A 20,616-nucleotide genomic window follows, 5' to 3' on the forward strand; every position below is an offset into this window, starting at 1 on the left:
GTGTGTCACCACCTCTTCAACTCCTGCCTGTTCAACTCCCGCCTGGAAGGTCCAACCCCATGAGTCATACGGTCGCGCCCGACGCGCCCGACAAGCCGTTGGTCGTGCTGACGCCGCGTACGATCTGGCTGATCTTCGGTGCCCTGATGGCCTCGATGTTCCTCTCGTCCCTCGACCAGACGATCGTGAGCACGGCGATGCCGACGATCGTCGGCGAGCTCGACGGGGTCGAGCACCAGGGGTGGGTGATCACCTCCTACATCATGGCGATCGCGATCGTGATGCCGCTGTACGGGAAGTTCGGTGACCTGTGGGGTCGCCGCTGGCCGTTCCTGGTCGCCGTCGCCCTGTTCACCCTCGGCTCGCTCTTCGGCGGGATGGCGCAGACCTTCCCCGAGCTGGTCGCCGCCCGCGGTCTCCAGGGGCTCGGCGGTGGCGGCCTGATGATCCTGTCCCAGGCGATCATCGCCGACATCGTGCCGGCCTCCGAGCGCGGTAAGTACATGGGCCCGATGGGCGCCCTCTTCGGTATCTCCGCCGTCATCGGGCCGCTCCTCGGCGGCTGGCTCACCGACGGCCCGGGCTGGCGCTGGACCTTCTGGATCAACGTACCGGTCGGCATCATCGCGTTCGCCGTGGCCTGGTTCGCCCTGCGGCTGCCCTCGCACCGCTCCGGCCGCCCGGTCGACTGGCTGGGGATCATGTTCATGGTGCTCTCCACCTGCGGCATCGTGCTGCTGACGTCGTGGGAGTCGCTCGGCCACGACGGCTACGACTGGTCGTCGCCGCAGCTGCTCGCGCTGCTCATCGGCACCCTGGCCTCGGTGGCCGCCTTCATCCTCACCGAGACCCTCGCGCCCGAGCCGCTGATCCCGCTGCGCCTCTTCAAGAACCCCACGTTCACGGTGACCACGCTGATCGGCCTGGTCCTCGGGATGGGCATGTTCTCGGCGATGGCGATGCTGCCGACGTTCCTGCAGATGTCGACCGGTGCCTCGATCACCAGCTCCGGGCTGCTGATGCTGCCGATGATGGCCGGCCTGATGCTGACCGCGATCGGCTCGGGCATCGCGATCTCGAAGACGGGCCGCTACAAGATCTTCCCGATCGTCGGTCTGCTCATCACCGCGGCCGGGATCGCCTGGATGACCACGATCACCGGCGACATGTCGATGGTCGTCTTCGGGCTGATGATCTTCGTGCTCGGCGCCGGGATGGGCCTGGTCATGCAGACCATCGTGCTCGCCGTCCAGAACGCCGTCGACCCGCACGAGCTCGGCACCGCGACCTCGGCGAACAACTTCTTCCGCGAGATCGGTGCGACGGTCGGTACGGCGCTGTTCACGACCGTGTTCACCACGCGGCTGTCCGACAACTTCGGTGGCCTGGCCGAGAAGATGGCCTCCTCGGGGATGATGCCCGCCGACGGCGCCGGGTTCTCCGGTGGGAGCCTCACCCCGGCTGCTGTCGAGCAGCTGCCCGAGCCGCTCCACACCTGGGTCGTCGACGCCTTCACCGAGGCGCTCGCACCGGCGTTCTGGTATCTCGTGCCGCTGATCCTCCTCGGCTTCGCGCTCGCGCTGTTCCTCAAGGAGGTCAAGCTCTCCGACGAGGCCGGCATGGTCGCTCGCGGGGAGGCAGTCGCAGGCTGAGGCTTCCTTGACGGTCGCCGTGGCAGGGGGCATTCTCCTGTCACGGCGACCGTCCGCTCGAGGGACGTGCGCAGCTCTCGGAAAGGCATGCCATGCCCGCTCGCGCCCTGCCCCTCTCGATCGCGACGGTGTCCGCCCTCGTCGCGAGCATGCTGCTCGGTGTGGCACCGGCTTCGGCGGCTTCGGCCGGGGACGTCGTCCTGGAGACTCTCTCCAACCGGGCCGATCTGGTCTCCGACGGCAGCGCGCTGGTGCGTGTCGCCCTGCCGAAGGGCGCCTACCCGGACGACCTGAAGGTGTCGTTGGAGGACCGCGACGTCACCGGCGCCTTCGCGGAGCGGCCCAACGGCGAGATCGAGGGTGTCGTACGCGGCCTGCGGGTCGGGACCAACGAGCTGACCGCGCGCCTGCCTGACGGTCGCGGCGCCTGGCTCACGATCACCAACCACCCGCGCGGCGGACCGGTCCTCTCCGGACCTCAGCTGCAGCCGTGGCGCTGCCAGCCGACCGCGACGGACGCGCAGTGCAACCAGGAGCCGACCATCAGCTGGCTCTACAAATCGACAAATCCACTGCTCGACGGGCTCCAGCCCTACGATCCGGCGAATCCGCCCCGCGACGTCGCCACCACGACCACCGACGAGGGCGTGACGGTGCCGTTCGTCGTACGTGTGGAGACCGGCTACCAGAACCGCGACCAGTACCGGATCGCCGTGCTCTGGCAGCCCGGCAAGCGGTGGCAGCGCTGGCGTCCGCAGCAGCAGTGGAACAACAAGCTGTTCATCCCGCACGGCGGCAGCTGCGGGGTCGACCACGAGGTCGGAACCGCGCCGACCAAGGACTACTCCGGCACCTTCGACCTGGGCGTCCCGCTCGTCGCCGACGCACTGGGCGACAGCCCGACCGTCGCCCTCGGCCGCGGCTTCGCGATGCTCTCGACGGCGCTGGCCAACACCGGCCACAACTGCACCGTCACCAGCGCGGCCGAGTCGCTGATGATGGCCAAGGAACACCTGGTCGAGACGTACGGCGACCTGCGCTACACGATCGGCAGCGGCTGCTCCGGCGGCTCGATCGCGCAGCAGACGATCGCGAACGCCTACCCCGGGATCTACCAGGGTCTGGTCGTGACCTGCTCCTACCCCGACTCGCTCTCGCCGGGCCTGCAGTTCTCCGACTACCACCTGCTCCGCAAGTACTTCGAGAGCTCCGAGCGGCTCACCGACGGCAAGTTCTGGAACCCGCTGCAGTGGGCGGCGGTCGAGGGCCACCTGCTGCCGCTCAACGCGGTCGCCGCCGACGAGGGCCTGTTCAAGCAGGCGGTCATGCCGACGCACCCGTGCGCCGGGGTCAGCGACCAGGAGCGCTACGACGCGGAGAGCAACCCCGGCGGCGTACGCTGCTCGATCATCGACGGCGCGATCAACATCTTCGGCCCGCGGCCGGAGAGCGTGTGGACGCCCCAGGAGAAGCAGATCGGGCGAGGCTTCGCGGGCTCGCCGCTGGACAACACCGGTGTGCAGTACGGCCTCGAGGCGCTGCGCTCCGGGGCGATCACCCCGGAGCAGTTCGTCGACGTCAACGAGAAGATCGGCGGGCTCGACATCGACGTCCAGCCGCGGGCACAGCGCTCGATCGCGGATCCGACGGCGCTCACCAACGCCTACCGCAGCGGGATGGTCAACACCGCCAGCAACCTGGCCGAGGTGGCGATCATCGACCACCGCGGGCCCGACCCGGGCATCGCGCACGACGCCCGCTGGTCGTGGGCGATGCGCGACCGGCTGACCCGGGAACAGGGGCACGCCGACAACCAGGTGATCTGGTACGGCGTGACACCCCTCATCGGCGACCCGAGCTACTCCAAGGAGGCGCTGCTCGCGATGGACCGCTGGCTGGCCTCCGTCGAGGCGGACGAGCGTGACGTACCGCTGGCGGACAAGATCGTCCAGGACCGTCCCGGCGACCTGCACGACCGGTGCACCCAGGCCCAGGGAGTCTCCAGCGAGGACGGCCTGTTCCTGCCGGTCGCCGACCCGCTCGTGGACGACCTGACCGGCGGCGCGCTCGACGGCCTGAACCCCGCCCTCAACCCGGTCCTGGACCCCGCGCTCAACCTGGTCGTCGACCCGGTCTCGGACCTGGTGTGCGGGCTCGGACCGGTCAGCGACCTGGTCAAGACCGACTTCGCGACACCGCGGATCGTGGCCGGCGACAACAACCACTCCGACAACGCCAAGTGCCGGCTCAAGCCGCTGCGTCGCACCGACGACTACGGCGCCTTCGGCCTCACCGACGCCCAGTGGAAGCGGCTGGAGGCCACCTTCCCCAGTGGGGTCTGCGACTACAGCAAACCAGGTGTGGGCTTCACCAGGACCGTGCCGTGGCTGACCTACCAGCGAGCCGACGGCTCGGTCGTCCACGGAGGTACGCCGATGGGCACGGCGCCGCAGTCGGCGCCGTTCGGTGGCGCGGCCGACGAGTAAAAGGCCAGCCGTCATCGCCGGCTCGCCGCTAAGGTCTCGCCCATGCCTTCCCCGGAGCCGACCTTCGTCCTCGTCCACGGCGCCTTCGCCAACTCGTTCTCGTTCGCACCGCTGCAGGCGGAGCTGGCGCTGCGCGGGTTCCGCTCCCTCGCGGTCGATCTCCCCGGCCACGGCTTCGAGGCGACGTTCCCGGCGGCCTACCAAGCACCCCAGGACCTCGCCGAGCTCGCCTCGGCTCCGGGTGGCATCAAGGGCGTCACCCTCGCCGACAACGTGGCTCGCCTCGTCTCGGTGCTCGAGCGGGCCAAGGAGCACGGCCCGGTGATCGTCGTCGCGCACAGCCGCGGCGGGATCACCCTGACCGCGACCGCCAACGCCCGCCCGGACCTGATCGACTCGATGGTCTACGTCTCGGCCTGGGCCCCGGTGGAGCTCGATGCGGTTGCGTACAACGCCGAGCCGGAGATGGCCTCCTTCGACGCCTCCGCGCTGATCGGCGCGGCCGCCGCGAACCCCGCTGACGTCGGCCTGCTGCGCTGCAACTTCCGCACCGCCTCCCCCGAGGTCCTCGCCGGCCTCAAGCACGCCTTCATGGCCGACGGCACCGACGACGAGTTCCGTACGTTCCTCAACACCTTCCAGCCCGACGAGAACCTCGACGCGGGTGGCCCTGAGGACCGCGCCCAGGTGTCGACATGGGGAACGGTGCCCCGTGCCTTCGTACGCCTCAGCGAGGACGTCAGCATGCCGACGGCGATGCAGGACCGGCTGATCCGCGAGGGCGACGCCCTCACCCCGGACAACCCGTACGCCGTCCACACCCTGACGTCGAGCCACCTCGGCTGGCTCGTCCACCCGGCGCCGGCCGCCGACCTCCTCGCGGAGATCGCGGCCGGCTGACGAGGCCGCTCAGAGCGCACTCACCACGGCACGGGTCCGTTGGCGTCGACGAACGTCCCTGACGGGGCGTCGTCGGGCAGGGTCGCCGCACGGACGATCACCTCGGCGGCCTGGTCCGCCGTGGTGGGCGCGTTGTCCCGGTTGATCGGGGTCAGGTCGGTCTGCACGAATCCCGGGCACACCGAGGTCACCTTGACGGGAGTCTCGGTGAGCGCCTTCGCCAGCGCGATGGTCACGTTGTTCAGCGCGGCCTTCGACGACTGGTAGGCGGGCACGACCATCCCGTAGTAGGGAGACTCCGGGTTGGTCTGGTCGGCCAGTGAGGCCATCGTGGTCGTCACGTTCACGATCCGCCCCGCCTCGCTCTTCCGGATGAGCGGCAGGAACGCCTCGAGGACGGCGACCGCGCCGATCAGGTTGGTCTCGTAGGTGAGCCGGAACATCTCGAGGTCGACGACCTCGGCCGGGTCGGGGTTGGTGGCCTCCGGAAGGACGCCGGCGTTGTTGACCAGAACGTCGAGGTGCCCGTACGTCGCGGCGACATGATCAGCAGCGCCCTGCACGCTGTCGCGGTCGGTGACGTCCAGTTGGAGTGCCGACGCCGAGTGGCCGTCGCGGTTCAGCCGTTCGACTTCGGCCTCGAGGTCCTCGGGACGGCGGGCGGTCAGGATGACGTGGCTGCCGCTCCGGGCCAGCTGGCGTGCCGTGGCCTGGCCGATACCGCGGCTGGCTCCGGTGACAAGGGCGACCTTCATGTGCTTCCCATCGTTTGAGTTGGTTGTGTCATGAACCATCCAACGGGTCTCGGGCGGCGGTTTCCGGCGGTAATCAGACGTCGCACGGCACGGCAGTCCACGAACTAGGTCCAGGACTCTTGACCCAGTAATCCGGGCCAGGCATCCTCCTGCTGCTGTTGGCGCGATCGCTCCTCGCTACGGCAGCATGAGCCCATGAAGAGTGATGGGAACCCCGACACCCTCGAGTTCTACGTGACGACCGGGTACGGCAACGACGGCTGCCTCAAGGTCTACATGTCGCCGTCGATCGCAGATGAGGTCCGCGCCCTCTTCGACGAGCACGGTCTTGCCCACAGCAGGAGCGGTGAGTACTCGCAGGGGAACGAGCTGATCATCGCGTCCGTTGAGGTGATCCAGACCGCCGGCGGGCTCACGGCGCTCGGGTACATCATCAGGACCCTGGTCCACCGCCACGACGGGAAGAAGTTCCGGTTCGACCGAAACGCCGGGACGGTCGATGCCGAGGGCTACTCGGAGGAGGAAGTCACGCGCCTCCTCGAGAAGACCGCCCAGATGCAGGCCAAGGTGGACGCGCAGTGGCAGAAGGAACTCGACGCGCTCAAGGCGCGGGAAGCTGCCACCGACGACCAGCAGCCCGATCAGTAGCCGCCGGTCAGGCGGCGTGGACGTCCCTCGCGATGGCCAAGCAGCGCTCGGCCCCCTCGGCACCGGTCAGCGCGACCGACGTGAGGACCTCGGCCCAGCGCTCGTACTGAGCCACCTCCACCGGGTCCGCAATCTCCAGATCACCCCGGCGGCCTCGACCGTGACGACCTGGTCACGCTGATACCAGCCGTGCCCGACCACCACCGGGATCTCGCTGAGCGGAATCACGCCGACCGTCGCCTTCGCGCTCGTCGCCAGGCCGGCGATGTGCTCTAACTGCGCACGCATCACCGCATGGCCACCGATCCGAGCATCTAGGGACGCCTCGGCGATCAAGACCGTAACCTCGCGGCCGGGGTCGTACAGGATCGGACCCCGCCGCCGGGCCGGGTCGGCGGTTCGACCCTTCCTGGAGGCCGGACCCGTCCGGTGGCACTTCTATCTCAACCCGGGGTCGGTCGACGCGGAGAAGGCGACCCGAGTCGGCGGGATCCTGTATCACGGCCCCGATAGGTGGGTTGCCGCCCCGCCCTCGCGGAACCCGTCGATGGGCCGCATGAGGTGGAATGTCCACCCGATGCTGACCCAGTGGCGAACCTACCGTCCTACCAGCGTCCTTGAGTCGTTCGGGATCGTCTGACCTACTATCCGGGCTGATTCGACCCACCACCCCCGGCGTGGGACCGATCGCCGGGACAGAGTAACGGACACTTCAATGGGACATTTTTCCTAGGCATAATCTGCTAGCGTGCGAAGTATGACCGCCAACTGGACTGAGCGCGCCTACCTGGAGACCCACCCGTGGATCAACTTCAGCCTCAACATCGTCGAGTTCTCCCATGCCACCTGGCTCCTGTTCGGCGAGGCCGAATCCAAGTGCAGCCATGTCGCGGGTGTCCCGCTGCGGCCAGAAGTCGCGCGGAAGCTTCACACCGTCTACCTGAGCAAGGGTATTCACGGCACCACGGCGATTGAAGGAAACACCCTCTCGGTCGAAGAGGTCGCGGCGAGGGTCGAAGGCGACCTGCCGCTGCCGCCATCACGGGAGTACCTGGGCCGTGAGATCGACAACATCGTCGACGCCTGCAACGACATCGCCAACGACGTCGTCGAGGGCCGGTCGGCAGCGCTAACTCCGGGTCGAATCAAGGAGTTCAATCAGCGGATTCTTGCCGAGCTTCCACTCAAGGAAGGCGTCGTGCCTGGCCATGTGCGTACGCACAGCGTCGGGGTAGCAGGATACCGAGGCGCCCCTGCCGAGGACTGCGAATACCTCCTGGAGGAGCTGTGCTCCTGGCTCGAGCGCATCGACCGCCAGATCGAGCAGCAAGAGGAGCTTCGGTTCACCCTCGTCGTCATGAAGGCGATCCTCGCCCACCTCTACATCGCTTGGATCCACCCCTTCGGCGACGGCAACGGCCGAACCGCCCGGCTGATCGAATTCGAGCTGATGGTTCAGGCTGGCATCCCGCTCCCCGCCGCCCACCTGCTGTCCGACCACTACAACCGGACGCGAGAGGTCTACTACATCGAGCTCGACAAGACGAGCCACGGCAGCTTCGCGATCGAGCCGTTCGTGCGGTACGCGCTCCGTGGATTCGTTGACGAACTCCGCGAGCAGTTGGCCGTGATCCGCGAGGAGCAGATGGAGGTGACCTGGGAGAACTACGTGCACTCTCACTTCCGCGACCACGAGACACCGGCCCGCCGCCGGCAGAAGCATCTAGTTCTGGACATGCCCAAGGGCGAGGTCGTGCCCATCGGAAAGCTTCGAGAGGTGAGCATGCGAGTCGCGCTGGAGTACAGCTCCAAGACGGCCAAGACCGTCACCCGAGACGTCAACGCGCTGACGGACTGGGGCCTCGTCCGCCGCGTGCGTGGAGGGGTCATCGCCAACCGAAAGGTCATCAAGGCATTCCTCCCTGTCAAGAGCGTCGACGGGCACGTGTAAACGAAGGGCCCACTTGCAGCCCAGACCCCCGGTCGAGTGGATCCAACGAGACCACATCCTAGAGCTCGACATGGACCCCGCCAGCGCCTCAGGCTCGCCTGGGCCGCCCAGAATCCCAAATCCGTCCGGATCGACCCCGACTGATCGCGGCTGGCTGATCCTCATGGCGAAAACGTTTTCCCGCGTTGACGCCACCCCTGGTTCACTGTCCCGGTGGCATCCTCCCCCGGCTCCCTGTGGCACACCCTGATCCACCTCCGCGGCAACCCGCGCGCGTGCGTGTGGACGGAGCCGATGTGGGGCCTGTCGATGGCGCTGGTGCTGCCGTACCTCTCCGTCTTCATGCTCACCCTCGGGCTGCACGACGCACAGATCGGCCTGCTGGCGACCGCCGGGATGATCTCCCAGGTGTTCTTCGGGCTCGCCGGCGGCATCATCACCGACCGGATGGGACGTCGGCTGACGAACGCGGTCTTCGACGTGATCGCCTTCGTGATCCCCTGTCTGATCTGGGCATTCGCCCAGGACTTCTGGGCCTTCCTGGCCGCGTCGCTGCTCAACGGGGCGCTGCAGGTCACCGCGAACGCCTGGGACTGCCTGATGGTCGAGGACGCCGAGCGCGACCAGCTCACCGGCATCTACTCGCTCGTGCGGGTCGCGGCCGACTGCTCGGCGCTCTTCGCCCCGATCGCCGCCTTCATGGTCGCGCAGTTCGGCCTGGAGCCGGCGGTGCGGGTGCTCTTCATCAATGCCGCGGTCGTGATGCTGGCCAAGGTCATCCTGCTGTACGCCGCCTCCACCGAGACCCGACAGGGCCGGATCCGGATGGAGCAGACCCGCCACGAGAGCCTCTGGCGGCTCTTCGTCGGTTACCGCGAGGCCGCGAGGCTGCTGGCCCACTCGCGCGGCTCGCTGCTGGCGCTGGCCATCGCCGCCGTCGTCGCGGCCGTCACCCTCGTCAACGCCACCTTCTGGCAGGTCCTGGTCAACCAGCACCTGCACGTGCCCGACCCGGTGCTGCCGTTCTTCCCGATGGTGCGCTCGCTGCTGTCGGTGCTCTTCCTCTTCACCCTCATCCGCCGGCTGACCTCGGGGCATGACCTCAAGCAGGCGACCTTGTGGGGCTTCGGCATCTATCTGGCCGGCCAGCTCGTGCTCGTCGTGATCCCGGCCGCCGAAGGTGACGCCGGCGTCGTGACGTACGCGCTTCTCGGGGTGTGCCTCCTCCTCGACGGCTTCGGCGCGGGGATGCTCTTCATGCTCTCGGAGTCGCTCGTCGCCTTCCACGTCGACAAGGACGAGCGGTCACGGGTGATGGCGCTGCAACGCACCGCGGTGATGCTCGCTGCCGCCCCGTTCGGCTGGATCTCCGGTTGGCTCTCCGGGATCGACCGCACCTATCCGTTCTGGCTGACCAGCGCGTTGCTCGCTATCGGCCTGGTCACCGCCGCCGTCTGGTGGACCGGGCCTCGCAGCGAGCAGCCGGTCGAGGTCGTGACGGCGGATCGAGCCTGACTGGCGTGCGGTCCTGGACGCCCTCGCTACCGAGTGGGGGGACTCCAGCAACACGGGCGCCCGGACCGCACCCGGAAGTGATAGCACGCATCCTGCGCCGAGCATCGCCAAACCTCGATATCTGGTAACAGATGTTCTCATCCGAGCCGGCTGTCGACGTCTCGGACGGGAGTATCCGCGGCCCTGCATTACTCAGCGGCTCAAGTCAGGGCGAAGGTGCTGGAGCGCCGTCCCGCGGTGCCACCGACGGTGAGCGCACCGCGGTCGTGCTGGAGGTAGTCGCCGCGGTCCGTGGCCACCTGCAGCGAGATCCCGCCCTTGACCGGGATCCGTCGGAAGCTGGCCTCCGCGGCGTACGCCGGGCCGGACTCGACCGGGTCGATCCGGACAGTGCCGCCGGTGACCCGGACGTACCGGTCGGGGAAGTTGACCGACTGCAGCGACTCCGACCCGTCGCCCGCCAGACCGGGGACGAAGCGGAACTGGCTGTCGGCGAGTTCCCTGGGGGCATGGTCCACCCGCACGGCGTACTCGTAGTGGCGTACGAACGAGCCCGGCGCATCCAGCGGGGTGAGCCGCACGATCGGCCCGCCCTTTCCGACCGGGATCCCGAACATGGGTGTGCCGTCCGCGTGCCACACGACCTTCTGCACGCGAGCGTGCCGGTTCGGGTCGTAGAGGGGATCGCCGGTGATGTCGCGGTAGTCCCGGGCGTGGTAGACGAGAACATCGGTCACGCCGTCCTCGGCGACCGTGAACGAGTTGTGGCCCGGGCCGTACTGCCCGGTCTGCACGTTCGTCGTGAACACCGGATCGGGGCTCTTGACCCACGACGCCGGGTCGAGCAGGTCGGCGTCGGCCGAGGCGGTGAGCAGGCCCATGCAGTAGCGCGAGTCGGTGGCGCTGGCCGAGAACGTCATGAAGACGCGGCCGTTGCGGACCAGGACGGCGGGCCCCTCGTTGACCTTGAAGCCCTGCACCTCCCAGCTGCGGGTCGGCGTCGCGATCCGCGCCGGGAAGGTGCTGATCGCGAACGGGGAGGCCATCTCGGCGATGTAGAGGCTGGTGTTCACCGCGATCTCGGGCTCGCTCTGCGCCCAGACCAGGTAGCGGCGGCCGGCGTGCTCGAAGGTGGTGGCGTCGAGGGCGAAGCTCTGCCACGGCGTGACGATCTGCTGCGGTGCGCCCCAGCCCGCCGGGTCTCGCGGGTCGGCGAGCGCCGACTCCATGACGTACATCCGGATCCGGAAGACGTCGTCGGAGTCGCCGGCCGCGAAGTAGACGTACCAGCGACCGTCGATGCGGTGCAGCTCCGGCGCCCAGATGTGACCGCCCATCTTCCCGCTCGCGGGCCGGCGCCAGATCACCGACTCCGCCGCGGTGGCCAGACCGGCGAGCGAGGCCGACCCGCGGATCACCAGACGGTCGTACTCGGGAACGGAGCCGGTCAGGTAGTACATCCCGTCGACGGGCCGGGTGACGAACGGGTCAGCCCGGCGCTCGACGAGCGGGTTGAGGGTCGGCACTCCCCAGATCTCGGCGTCGCTGGGCATCGGCGTGGGCGGCGCCGCGGCGGCCGGCGCGACGTGCCCGGCGAGGGCGGCGGCGGCCCCGAGGCCGACCCCGGCCTGCAGGAGGTGTCGTCTGCTGAGGCCGGCCCGGAGACTGAGGTGGTTCAGGTGATCGGACATGGATGCTCCCCTACCGGGTCTGGATGCGGATGAAGGTCACGGAGTACGGCGCGAAGGTGCGCGTGAAGGTGCTGTCCACGCCGCGGATGGTGCTGGTGACCGGCTTGATGGGCTGCGCGGTACGGGTGTTCTGCGCCTCCGGATCGCCGCTGATGACGGTCATCTGCGCCCTGGAGGCGACCTTGACGCCGAGGTCGACGCGGGTGACCGCCGGCTCGGCCTGGGCGTTGACGACCTTGACGAGCAGGTCGCCGGTCGTCTCGTCACGGGTGACCACCTGCGCGAACGGCTCGGTGACCTGGTCGTCGTCGAAATCCTGGAAGAGCTGGCCGTCGAGGAAGAGCCGGACGTGGGTGCCGCGGACCTCGATGCGTACGTCGTAGGTGCGCCCGGTCTCGACCGAGTGACCCTCACGGGCGACCAGGGTCTCCTTGCCGCCGTTGGTGGCCTTCTCGACGACGGTGCGGGTGTTGTTCCAGCCCCCGATGTTCCACCAGTAGAAGTTGCCGGAGTCCTTCACCCCGAACGCGACCAGGAAGCCCTCGGCGCCGGACAGCTTCGTGGCCTTGAGCTTGATGTCATAGTCGCTCGCGGTGATGTCCGCGGCCCCGACCAGGGTGTCCTGGGCGGCAGCGTCCGTCTGGGTGTAGGCACCGTCGACGACCGACCAGCTGCCTCGGTTGGCCAGCGAGCTCCAGCCCTCGGCGTCTCCGTCCTGGAAGTCGTCGGCGAACAGCTCGGTGCCGTCAGGGGCGGTGACCGACACGTCGTCGTACGCCGCGGAGGTGGCCCAGGTGGAGAGGCCGACGCCGCCGGTGATGGGCTGCGCCTCGATCACCTTGCCGGTCGCCTCGCTGGGTACGACCCGGTCACCGACGTTGTTCATGAACAGCTTCTGGACCTCGTAGCTCGCCGAGCTCCAGGACTGGTCGTTGTCGAACCAGATCATGTCCGGGCGCCACTGCACGTGGTCGATGTTGGCCAGCAGCGGGGCGTAGGAGGCGAGCCGCACGACGTCGGCGTTGCGCTCGAGCCCGGTCATGTACGCCGCTTCGGACAGCGCGTTGAAGAGCTTGTTGTCCTGGGAGGCGTACTCGCCGAGGAAGACCTTCGGCCCGTTGCGGTCGTAGCTGTCGTAGCGGTCGTTGTTCTGCAGGAACCAGGTCGGGGAGTTGTAGTAGTGCTCGTCGACCATGTCGACCCCGGCGGCCCGGTTCTGTGCCCAGTGCTGGTCGAAGAGCGCGCCCTGGTCGTCGGGGCCGGAGTTGCTGATGATCGTGATCTCCGGGTGGCGCGCCTCGATGGCCGCGCGGAACTTCTCGAACCGCTCGAAGAACTCCGTCGGCAGGTTCTCCTCGTTGCCCACGCCGAGGTGGGTGAGTCCGAACGGCTCCGGGTGTCCCATCTCCGCGCGCAGGGCGCCCCACTCGGAGTCGACCGGGCCGTTGGCGAACTCGATCAGATCGAGGGTGTCCTGGATGTAGCGCTGCAGCAGGGCTTCGTCGTCGGTGACTCGGTTCTGGCCGCAGCCGGTGACCAGCGCCGGTACGACCGGCAGCGGCATCGCGCCGATGTCCTCGGCGAACTGGAAGTATTCGTAGTAGCCCAGTCCGTAGGACTGGTTGTAGCCCCAGAAGTTGGCGTTCGTCGCGCGCTCCTCGACCGGGCCGACGGTGTCCTTCCACTGGTAGGACCGGGCGCGCTGCCAGCCGGAGGCGGCGTCGTAGCCGGACATGCTGCCGGTGTTGACGAGACAGCCGCCCGGGAAGCGGACGAACTCCGGCTCGAGCGCGGCGATCTTCTCGGCGAGGTCCTTGCGCAGCCCGTTCTCGCGGCCCATGAAGGTGTCCTCGGGCATCAGCGAGACCATGTCGAGGCGGAGGGTGCCGACGCCCTCCCCCTGCAGCCACAGCCGCGCGGAGTCGGTCGTGGACGTCGCGGTGAAGGTGCCGGCGTACTTCTTCCAGGTGTCGCCGTCCACCTGGATTCGGACCGGGTCGGCGTACGCGGTGGCGCCGGACTCGTCGCGCAGCGACACGGTCAGCGGCGTACCGCCGGCGGTGTCCGAGCGTGCCCAGACCGAGAAGTCGTAGCTCTTGCCGGTCTCGAGCGCGACGCCGTTGTTCCAGCCACCGTTGGAGACGCCGTACGTGCCGCCGGCGGTGTTGGTCAGGGACAGCTGCAGGTAGGTGCGGTTGCGCTCGTTGAGCCGGGAGCCGTCGTTGACGGGCGTGGCGGTACCGCTGCCTCCGCCCTCACCTCGCGGGGTCCAGGCGGTCAGCCCGGTGTAGGAGCGGTTGTCGGCCGGCAGGAACTCGAAGGACCGGTTCCGCACGAGCTCGGCGTAGAGACCGCCGTCGGCGGCGTAGTTGATGTCCTCGAAGAAGACGCCGTACATCGAGTCGCTGATCTCGGGCCCGGCCTGACCGGCGTGGGCTGTGATCGTGTAGTCGGGTTCGGGTGCAGCGGCTCGTCGGTCCGCGCCGAGGCTGGGCGCTGCGTAGGACAGGGGCAGGGCGAGGACGGTGGCGGCGGACAGGACGGTCAGCAGACGGATTCTGTGCACGATGGTCTCTCCTCAGAACACGCGGTAGGCGGTGCGGATGCGGTCCAGCTCGGCCTTGGTCACCGGCAGAACGGTCCCGTGGCGGGGGCGGCTGGGAAGCTGGTAGTCGCTGGAGATCCGGAAGAAGCCCGAGTCCAGGTCGGTGGTCTCGAACGGCACGTACCCGCGGCCGCCGAACTCGTCGATGAACAGGTACCACTTGTCCTCGGTGTTGGACTTGAAGATCGTCGGCCCCTCGCCGCGGTCGATACCCGGGTTCTCGGCCGTCGCCTTGCCGATGCACTCCGCGACGAAGCTCCAGTCCAGGTCGAGCAGCGAGGTGGCCTTCTCCTCGACGATGAACTTGCTGCAGGGCGTGGTGGAGGTGTTGTTCCGCTCGTCCTTGGTGAACCGGTAGTAGGTCCCCTCGTGCTCGACGACGGTGGAGTCGATCACCGAGTAGCCCGGGTCGATCCAGACCTGGGGCTCACTGAAGGTCCGGAAGTCCCGGGTGGTGACGTAGACCATCCGGTTGTGGGTGTTGCCGGCATGCTCGGGGTCGGACTCGTCGTAGAGCTTCGAGGCCCAGAAGACGACGTACGCACCGATCCCCTCGTCGTAGTAGGCCTCGGGCGCCCAGGTGTTCCCGGCCTGTGGCGAGGACACCCGGACGTGGCGCTGCTCGGACCAGTTCACGAGGTCCGTGGACTCCCAGATCTCGATGTAGCGGCTCCCGCGGCGCTGTGCCGCGTCCCAGTCCCCGTTGCCGTAGATCTTGAGGTCGGTGGCGATCAGGTAGAACTTGTCGCCCTCCGGGGAGCGAATGATGAACGGGTCGCGTACGCCCTTGTCGCCGTGCTGCGACCGCAGCACCGGCTGGCCGCCGTTGAGCTCGTCCCAGTGGAGCGGGTCGTTGCCCCTGCTGGCGGCGAGGTAGACCTGCTCGCCGTCCGCCGTCCCCTCGCCCGTGAAGTAGGCGAAGGTGTAGCCCTCGAGCGGCTCCTGCTTGGGCAGCGGCAGGACCGTCAGCCGGAACTGCCGCTTGTCCTTGACCTTGCCCAGGCTCACGGTGGCATTGAGTGCCAGGCGGACGGCCTTCTCGCCGTACGCCGGCCGGTTGACCTCGCCGGTCGGGGTCACGATCGTGGGCTCGCTGGAGGTCCAGCTGACGGTCGTGCCGTGCAGGCCCTGGGTCGGCAGCGTGATGTTGCCGCGGATCTGGTCGGCGTCCCAGACCTTGAGCGCTGCTGCGGCGCGGGTGACCTTCTCCTCGTCGCTGATGTCGGCCGGCACGTTCACGGTGAACGCCTCGGGCTGGCTGGCGGAGCCGTGGGTTGCGGTGGCGGTGAGGGTCACGGTGGCGTCGGGGCTGCCGTAGGGCGGGCGGGTGACGTCACCGGTCGCGGAGACGACGGCGGGGTCGGAGGAGGCCCAGGTGAAGGTGGAGCCGTTCGGGCCGCTGGCCGGGAGCGAGAGGTCACTGACAACGCGAGACGTGTCCCCCAGGTCCAGCCAGGCGAGGTCGCGCTCGACGCGCTGCTCGTCGGTGACGTGGCCCAGCTCGTGGACCTCTGCCGCCGTCAGCGCCCGGTCGTACATCCGGAAGTCGCGCACCTGCCCCTTCAGGTGACGGTCGCCGCTATAGACCGATCGACCGAGGTAGTTCGCCGTCGTGACCCCGTTGCCGATCTGAGCGGGCGTGATGGTCACGCCGGTGCGGCGGGCGACCTCGACACCGTCCTCATAGAGCACCGCGGTGCCGTCGGCGAGCGTATAGCTGATCGTCTTCCAGGTGTCGCGGACCAGGTTGCGGCCCGCTGTGACCGTCTGCTCGGTGCTCCAGTTGCCGGTGGCGATCGACGTCCGGTAGGCGTTGCCGGTCGTGAAGAGGTAGCCGTTGCCCGAGCCGTTGGAGCCGGTGTTGCCGAGGCCCCAGATGAAGTAGGGCGTGGCCTGGTCCGCTGCGATCTTCACCTCGAGGGAGACGGTGATCGACGTCATCCCGGCCATCACGTCGTTCGGCAGCCTGACGTGGCCGTTGGTGCCGCCGAGGGACAGCCCCTCGCTGCCGAGCCAGGTCGCGTCACCGGAGAGGGTGCCGTTGCGGCCGGCGCCCGACTCGTCGACGACCGTGGTGCCGGTGGTCTGGTCGAGGGGATAGTGGACGACGAGCCCTACGTCGCTCGCGCCCTGCGCCGGCGCGGTGGTCACCAGGCCGGCCAGCATCAGGGGCAACGACGCGAGCGCCGCCAGAGTGCGCACGAGATGCTTCCGGCGCGGGTTGTCGGGGGTCGGTTTCGACTGGTCCATCTGCGCTCCAGGGTCAGCTTTGGACAAACGCCGGGCTACTCATGTGTGACTGCGATCACATGAATGTGAGCGCTAACATAACCAGGGGGCTGAGGCTGTCGTCAAGAGCCGCCGGCCAAGTCTCTTGGGCGGTCCCGCCGACTGCTCCCCGACGGGCGCGGTGCGCAAAAACAAGGGAACCCCCGCCGTTCCTGCCGTGTTTCGGCTGGTCAGACGAGGGTTTTGGTGGAGCCGCCTGTCGGAATCGAACCGACGACCTTCTCATACGAGGGCGTTCCTGACCAGTTCCATGAGGATCCGCACACATCCCAACAGGCCCGAGGCGAGAACCATTACGGCCATCGCGCCGAAGAACACAGTGCCGAAGGTCTGATTCAGCTTCTCGCCCGCTGTCAGTTCCTGCCACTCGAGTCGTCGCCATTCGAACTGAACGGGCCACCTCGAATGAACCTCTTTATCGAACAGTCGCCGGTTGTACTGGACGATCCAGCGCCACCACATCAGTGACGACCAGGCGAGAAGGGAGCCAAAGGCCAACAGGGCCCCGGTACCGAAGATGAGCGCGACCACCAGACCCGGCCCTTCCGACCACAATGTTCGCGCCAAAGTTAACCGAAGGCAGGCCGCCTCGTCAGGGCTTCGGTGATGAGGGCGCGCATCTGGCCAGCTCGAGTACAGGCTCGACAGACCCGACGAGGAGCGGACAAGTCCCAGGAGTGGTGTAACGCCGCGTTCTGCTCCTTCGGCCCATTCGTCAGCCTGTTCGACCAGAGTGGCGCCGACCAGATCACGCGGTGGCCGCACCGTCGTCCGACGTACACGCCGGCAACGACCTGGGCGACCGCGCTACACCACTATCGGGGACTCAACTGATGTCCTGGACCATCACGGCAACGCTTGGCCACAGAGTCCGGAGGGTTCCGAATCCGTCCTCCTCCACCTGTACGGCGCCGTCCTCACCTCGACGGTTTCGACAGACCAACAGCTCAGCTCCTGCCGACGACACCGCGAACGGGATCGGCGGGATCGAGTCCCAACGATGCTCATCGAAGGTCGGGTCAAGTTCCACGGGCCCTCGTTTCGGACGTTCAGCCCGCTCCGCGGGAGACGGCGGGCGGCCCATCCGTGCTGGCGTCCCGAGCCGTTCGATCCCGGCGAGGATCTCCTCGCTGGTGAACGGGCGATAGCCACCCGGAAGAATTCGGTACGCCGCCGGCCCGGTCGCACCGTCACAAAGCCTCATCAGGTCGGCGAGCTGGGACGGCACCCGTCGCCACCCGTCACGCAGGGAGCCCAGCGCATCGCCCGGTGCGGGAGGTCGCAGTGTGGCGTACGCCTCGGGGTCCGCTCGCCGCAGCCGCTCCATGGCCTGCCGCCAGGACAAGTCGGACCAGGATGTCGCATCATGGGCAGAGTCCCACCACATCTCGCCGTCCCCGCCGAGCACCGGGACATAGTCAGAGCCGCCGCGCCCACCGCTCACCGGGCTTCCCGTCTCCAGACCGTCCGCGACCTCCTCGAGCATGGCGAGAAGACTCGGCCACACCTTCTTCCCGACATACCCGAACTCGTACTCGACGACCTTCACTGCACCTCGATCGTCTCCGTCACCGTGCTCGATCACCAGCGTCGCACCAGAGCCATCGACAGCGAACTCGATCCACTCGAGCTCATCCGGGATGTCACCGGCCCAGTCTCGGACACCGTCGAGGAGCTCGAAGCGACGAATCTTCGATGCCGGCATCAGGCTGACGCTCGGCGCCAACAGGACTCCGGCGTTGAGTTCACCATCCACGACGGTGAGCAATGTCGCGAGCTGAGGGTCCAGATCGAACTTCGCCACCAGGTCCTTGATCACCCCGGCAGGAGCCGGCGGCCGGGCCATGCCCAGGTTGTACGGCGCCCACTCCTCCAACCACGCTCTGATGCGCTCCCAGGCAGCAGTGACCTCGGGAACGAACGGCACTTGCACGGAGGACTCGGAAGGCATGGCGCGCATCATTGCAGGCACCACCGACATCAACGTTGTGCCGCCAAGAACCTCAGAGGCACGAGGCCTACCAAGCACGACCGGGTGGGGTCCGGGGCCACAAACCGGCGAGGCGGGCGTATGACAATGAAGAACCCCCGTCATCCCTACCCTATTCGGGCTGGTCAGACGAGGGTTTCTATCCGAGCCGCCTGTCGGAATCGAACCGACGACCTTCTCATTACGAGTGAGACGCTCTGCCGACTGAGCTAAGGCGGCGCACCGTCAGCCGTTACCGCATGAAGCGGGTCTGGTTGAGCGGACCGGATGAGTGTACCGAGACTGCGCGCTCGACACTAAAACGGTGCGCCTCGACGTGCTCGTCGATGGTCATGCGGGTGGGCTTGCCCTTGCCGATGAGGCGGCCCAGGCGGCGTACGCCGTGCTTCATTGTTGCTGTGCTCTTCTCTGAACGTGGGTCAACCACCGACTGCGGACACAGGGGTGGTGATTCAATGATGACCCCCGGCGATTCATAGAGGTAGACGATCTTTCCTTGGAAAGTCATAGGATGTCTCTATGTTGTCGCTGCACCAGCTCCGCGTGTTCCTCGCGGTCTACGAGCATGGCTCGCTGACCGCGGCGGCGGACGAGCTCGGGTATGCGCAGCCGTCGATCTCGGAGCAGGTCAGAGGCCTCGAGCGTACGCTCGGCGTCCAGCTCTTCCGGCGCGTCGGGCGTGGGGTGGTGCCGACCGGGGTGGCCGACGAGCTGAGGCCGCACGCGGAGCGTACGGTCGCGGCCGCGGAGGACGCGCGCAGGGCCGTGCAGGCGGTGAAACAGTTCGAGACCGGGACGATCCGGTTCGGGATGTTCGGGATCGCGCGGCTCTACGGCGGCGCCGGTCTGGTGGCGGACGTGCTCGACCGGTACCCGGGCGTGCGCGTCGAGCTGACGGGGCAGAACTCAGCCGAGGTCCAGGAGGACCTGCGACGCGGACGGCTCGAAGCGGCGATGCTGCTCGTCGGCAGCGTCTCCGGTCCGGGCCTGAAGGTCACACCCGTGGCACGCGACGAGCTCGTCTACATCTCGGCCGACCCCGCTCACCTGGCCACGCCGGTCACCCCGCACCGGCTCTCGCTGGCCTCGCTGGTCATGTCCGACACGAGCTGGAGCGCCGAGGACCCCACCCGGGTCACCATCCGCAACCTGCTCCACGAGACCGGCCGCAACCCACCCAGCCGGATCGAGGTCGAGGACATCGAGACGGCAGTCGAGCTGGTGGGGATGGGCTATGCCGACAGCGTCATCGCCAAGGGAGCAGCCGAACAGCTGCTCCCCCGGCTGGCGCCGAAGGCCGGCTGGGTGTCGCTGCGGCCCAGGACGTACGACACGTTCGCCGTCGTCCACCGCACCGACGCCACCCTCTCCCCCGCCGCCACGCTGATGATCGAGCTGGCCACCAAACGGATCCAGGCCATCGCGGACCCGGTCCACCGGCGCTAGCCCGGTGTCGCTCAGTCGCAGCCGTAGCCGTCGTTGTCGGCGTCGAGGCGCCACGGGTCGGAGCTGTTGTTGACCCGGACAGGCTTCTTGTAGCCCGGGATCTCGCCGCAGTCACGGTCGTTGGTCGAGGTGGCGTTGAAGACCTGCTCGCCGTTGGCGTACGTGTAGTCCAGACCCGAGACGCGCTTCTTCAGGTAGAACGACGCGGACACGTCGGCGCGCCGGTTGGCGTCGCCGGCGAACTTCCAGCGGTAGTAGCGGCTGACCTTGGGCGTCACGATCACGGCGCACTTGCCGTACCTGTTCGTGACGCAGGAGGTCACGCTCATCCAACGGCCGCTGGCCCTCTTCTGCAGGTGGATGCGCTTGCCCTTGATCGGGTTGCCGCCCGCGGTCAGCTTGCCGACGGGTCGGTAGGACCTCGTCCCGTACGGCTTGGCGGAGACCTTGATGACCTTGGTGATGACCTTGGCCGACACGGTGGCCGCGGGCGTGGCTGCGTGGGCGGGCTGGCTGATGACGGGGGCGACCGCGATCGCCAGGGCGGCGACCGCAGAGGCAGCGAATGCCTTCGTCGTCGAACGGACTCGCTGGTTCATGATCACGTGCTCGTGACCCTTCTTCTCGAGGTGAAATGACGAGAAGTGATCCTCTGGGTCAGTGAGATCCAGCGGGCGGAGACGGTGAG

General features: G+C 67.9%; 15 protein-coding genes, 1 tRNA gene and 1 pseudogene. 7 read left to right on the forward strand and 10 right to left on the reverse strand.

Annotated elements, in window-relative coordinates; all coding sequences use genetic code 11:
- The first annotated feature begins 59 nt into the window (after positions 1 to 59).
- The 3 genes from ABT304_RS05605 (at position 60) to ABT304_RS05615 (ending at position 5,038) form a co-directional block, all read left to right on the forward strand.
- Positions 60 to 1,652 (forward strand): MDR family MFS transporter, encoded by a 1,593-nt coding sequence (locus tag ABT304_RS05605; RefSeq protein WP_350713709.1) that lies wholly within the window; start codon positions 60 to 62, stop codon positions 1,650 to 1,652.
- 92 nt (positions 1,653 to 1,744) lie between these two features.
- On the forward strand, positions 1,745 to 4,138 hold the full coding sequence (locus ABT304_RS05610; RefSeq protein ID WP_350713710.1) for a DUF6351 family protein: 2,394 nt from the start codon (positions 1,745 to 1,747) through the stop codon (positions 4,136 to 4,138).
- A 42-nt stretch (positions 4,139 to 4,180) separates the two neighbouring features.
- Positions 4,181 to 5,038 (forward strand): alpha/beta hydrolase, encoded by an 858-nt coding sequence (locus ABT304_RS05615; protein WP_350713711.1) that lies wholly within the window; start codon positions 4,181 to 4,183, stop codon positions 5,036 to 5,038.
- A gap of 20 nt (positions 5,039 to 5,058) precedes the next feature.
- Here the strand turns inward: ABT304_RS05615 and ABT304_RS05620 are convergent, their stop codons facing one another.
- A complete protein-coding gene (locus tag ABT304_RS05620; protein ID WP_350713712.1) occupies positions 5,059 to 5,793 on the reverse strand; it encodes an SDR family oxidoreductase in 735 nt (244 codons plus the stop codon).
- A gap of 195 nt (positions 5,794 to 5,988) precedes the next feature.
- Between ABT304_RS05620 and ABT304_RS05625 the strand changes: the two genes are divergently transcribed.
- Entirely contained in the window at positions 5,989 to 6,441 is a 453-nt protein-coding gene (locus ABT304_RS05625) for a hypothetical protein (RefSeq protein ID WP_350713713.1), read from the forward strand.
- A gap of 66 nt (positions 6,442 to 6,507) precedes the next feature.
- Here the strand turns inward: ABT304_RS05625 and ABT304_RS05630 are convergent.
- Positions 6,508 to 6,828 (reverse strand): annotated as a pseudogene (locus ABT304_RS05630) (Scr1 family TA system antitoxin-like transcriptional regulator); the annotation flags it as partial.
- A gap of 370 nt (positions 6,829 to 7,198) precedes the next feature.
- Between ABT304_RS05630 and ABT304_RS05635 the strand changes: the two are divergent.
- Together ABT304_RS05635 and ABT304_RS05640 are read left to right on the forward strand one after the other, a co-directional pair.
- Complete coding sequence (locus ABT304_RS05635; protein WP_350713714.1) at positions 7,199 to 8,392, forward strand: Fic family protein; 1,194 nt, start codon at positions 7,199 to 7,201, stop codon at positions 8,390 to 8,392.
- A gap of 213 nt (positions 8,393 to 8,605) precedes the next feature.
- Complete coding sequence (locus ABT304_RS05640) at positions 8,606 to 9,907, forward strand: MFS transporter (RefSeq protein WP_350713715.1); 1,302 nt, start codon at positions 8,606 to 8,608, stop codon at positions 9,905 to 9,907.
- A 200-nt stretch (positions 9,908 to 10,107) separates the two neighbouring features.
- On the opposite strand, the gene ABT304_RS05645 is transcribed toward ABT304_RS05640, so the two are convergent.
- The 7 genes from ABT304_RS05645 to ABT304_RS05675 all read right to left on the reverse strand — a co-directional run bounded on the left by ABT304_RS05645 (position 10,108) and on the right by ABT304_RS05675 (position 18,990).
- Positions 10,108 to 11,598 carry a family 43 glycosylhydrolase gene (locus tag ABT304_RS05645; protein ID WP_350713716.1) on the reverse strand — a complete coding sequence of 497 codons (1,491 nt, stop codon included), beginning with the start codon at positions 11,596 to 11,598 and terminating at the stop codon, positions 10,108 to 10,110.
- Positions 11,599 to 11,608: 10 nt separating this feature from the next.
- On the reverse strand, positions 11,609 to 14,164 hold the full coding sequence (locus ABT304_RS05650; RefSeq protein ID WP_350713717.1) for an alpha-L-arabinofuranosidase family protein: 2,556 nt from the start codon (positions 14,162 to 14,164) through the stop codon (positions 11,609 to 11,611).
- A 12-nt stretch (positions 14,165 to 14,176) separates the two neighbouring features.
- Positions 14,177 to 16,453: an immunoglobulin-like domain-containing protein gene (locus tag ABT304_RS05655; RefSeq protein ID WP_350713718.1), complete on the reverse strand. Its 2,277-nt coding sequence runs from the start codon at positions 16,451 to 16,453 to the stop codon at positions 14,177 to 14,179.
- A 261-nt stretch (positions 16,454 to 16,714) separates the two neighbouring features.
- Positions 16,715 to 17,023 carry a hypothetical protein gene (locus tag ABT304_RS05660; RefSeq protein ID WP_350713719.1) on the reverse strand — a complete coding sequence of 103 codons (309 nt, stop codon included), beginning with the start codon at positions 17,021 to 17,023 and terminating at the stop codon, positions 16,715 to 16,717.
- Between the two features lie 295 nt (positions 17,024 to 17,318).
- Positions 17,319 to 18,443 (reverse strand): SMI1/KNR4 family protein, encoded by a 1,125-nt coding sequence (locus ABT304_RS05665; RefSeq protein WP_350713720.1) that lies wholly within the window; start codon positions 18,441 to 18,443, stop codon positions 17,319 to 17,321.
- 185 nt (positions 18,444 to 18,628) lie between these two features.
- Positions 18,629 to 18,701: transfer RNA gene (locus ABT304_RS05670), tRNA-Thr, on the reverse strand.
- 13 nt (positions 18,702 to 18,714) lie between these two features.
- A complete protein-coding gene (locus tag ABT304_RS05675; protein ID WP_350713721.1) occupies positions 18,715 to 18,990 on the reverse strand; it encodes a hypothetical protein in 276 nt (91 codons plus the stop codon).
- An 11-nt stretch (positions 18,991 to 19,001) separates the two neighbouring features.
- Between ABT304_RS05675 and ABT304_RS05680 the strand changes: the two genes are divergently transcribed.
- Positions 19,002 to 19,928, forward strand: a complete 927-nt coding sequence (locus ABT304_RS05680) for a LysR family transcriptional regulator (protein ID WP_350713722.1) — start codon at positions 19,002 to 19,004, stop codon at positions 19,926 to 19,928.
- 11 nt (positions 19,929 to 19,939) lie between these two features.
- Here the strand turns inward: ABT304_RS05680 and ABT304_RS05685 are convergent, their stop codons facing one another.
- Positions 19,940 to 20,527 (reverse strand): hypothetical protein, encoded by a 588-nt coding sequence (locus tag ABT304_RS05685; RefSeq protein ID WP_350713723.1) that lies wholly within the window; start codon positions 20,525 to 20,527, stop codon positions 19,940 to 19,942.
- Positions 20,528 to 20,616: the final 89 nt, after the last annotated feature.

The sequence above is a fragment of the Nocardioides sp. NPDC000445 genome (assembly GCF_040300245.1).
Taxonomy (GTDB): domain Bacteria; phylum Actinomycetota; class Actinomycetes; order Propionibacteriales; family Nocardioidaceae; genus Nocardioides.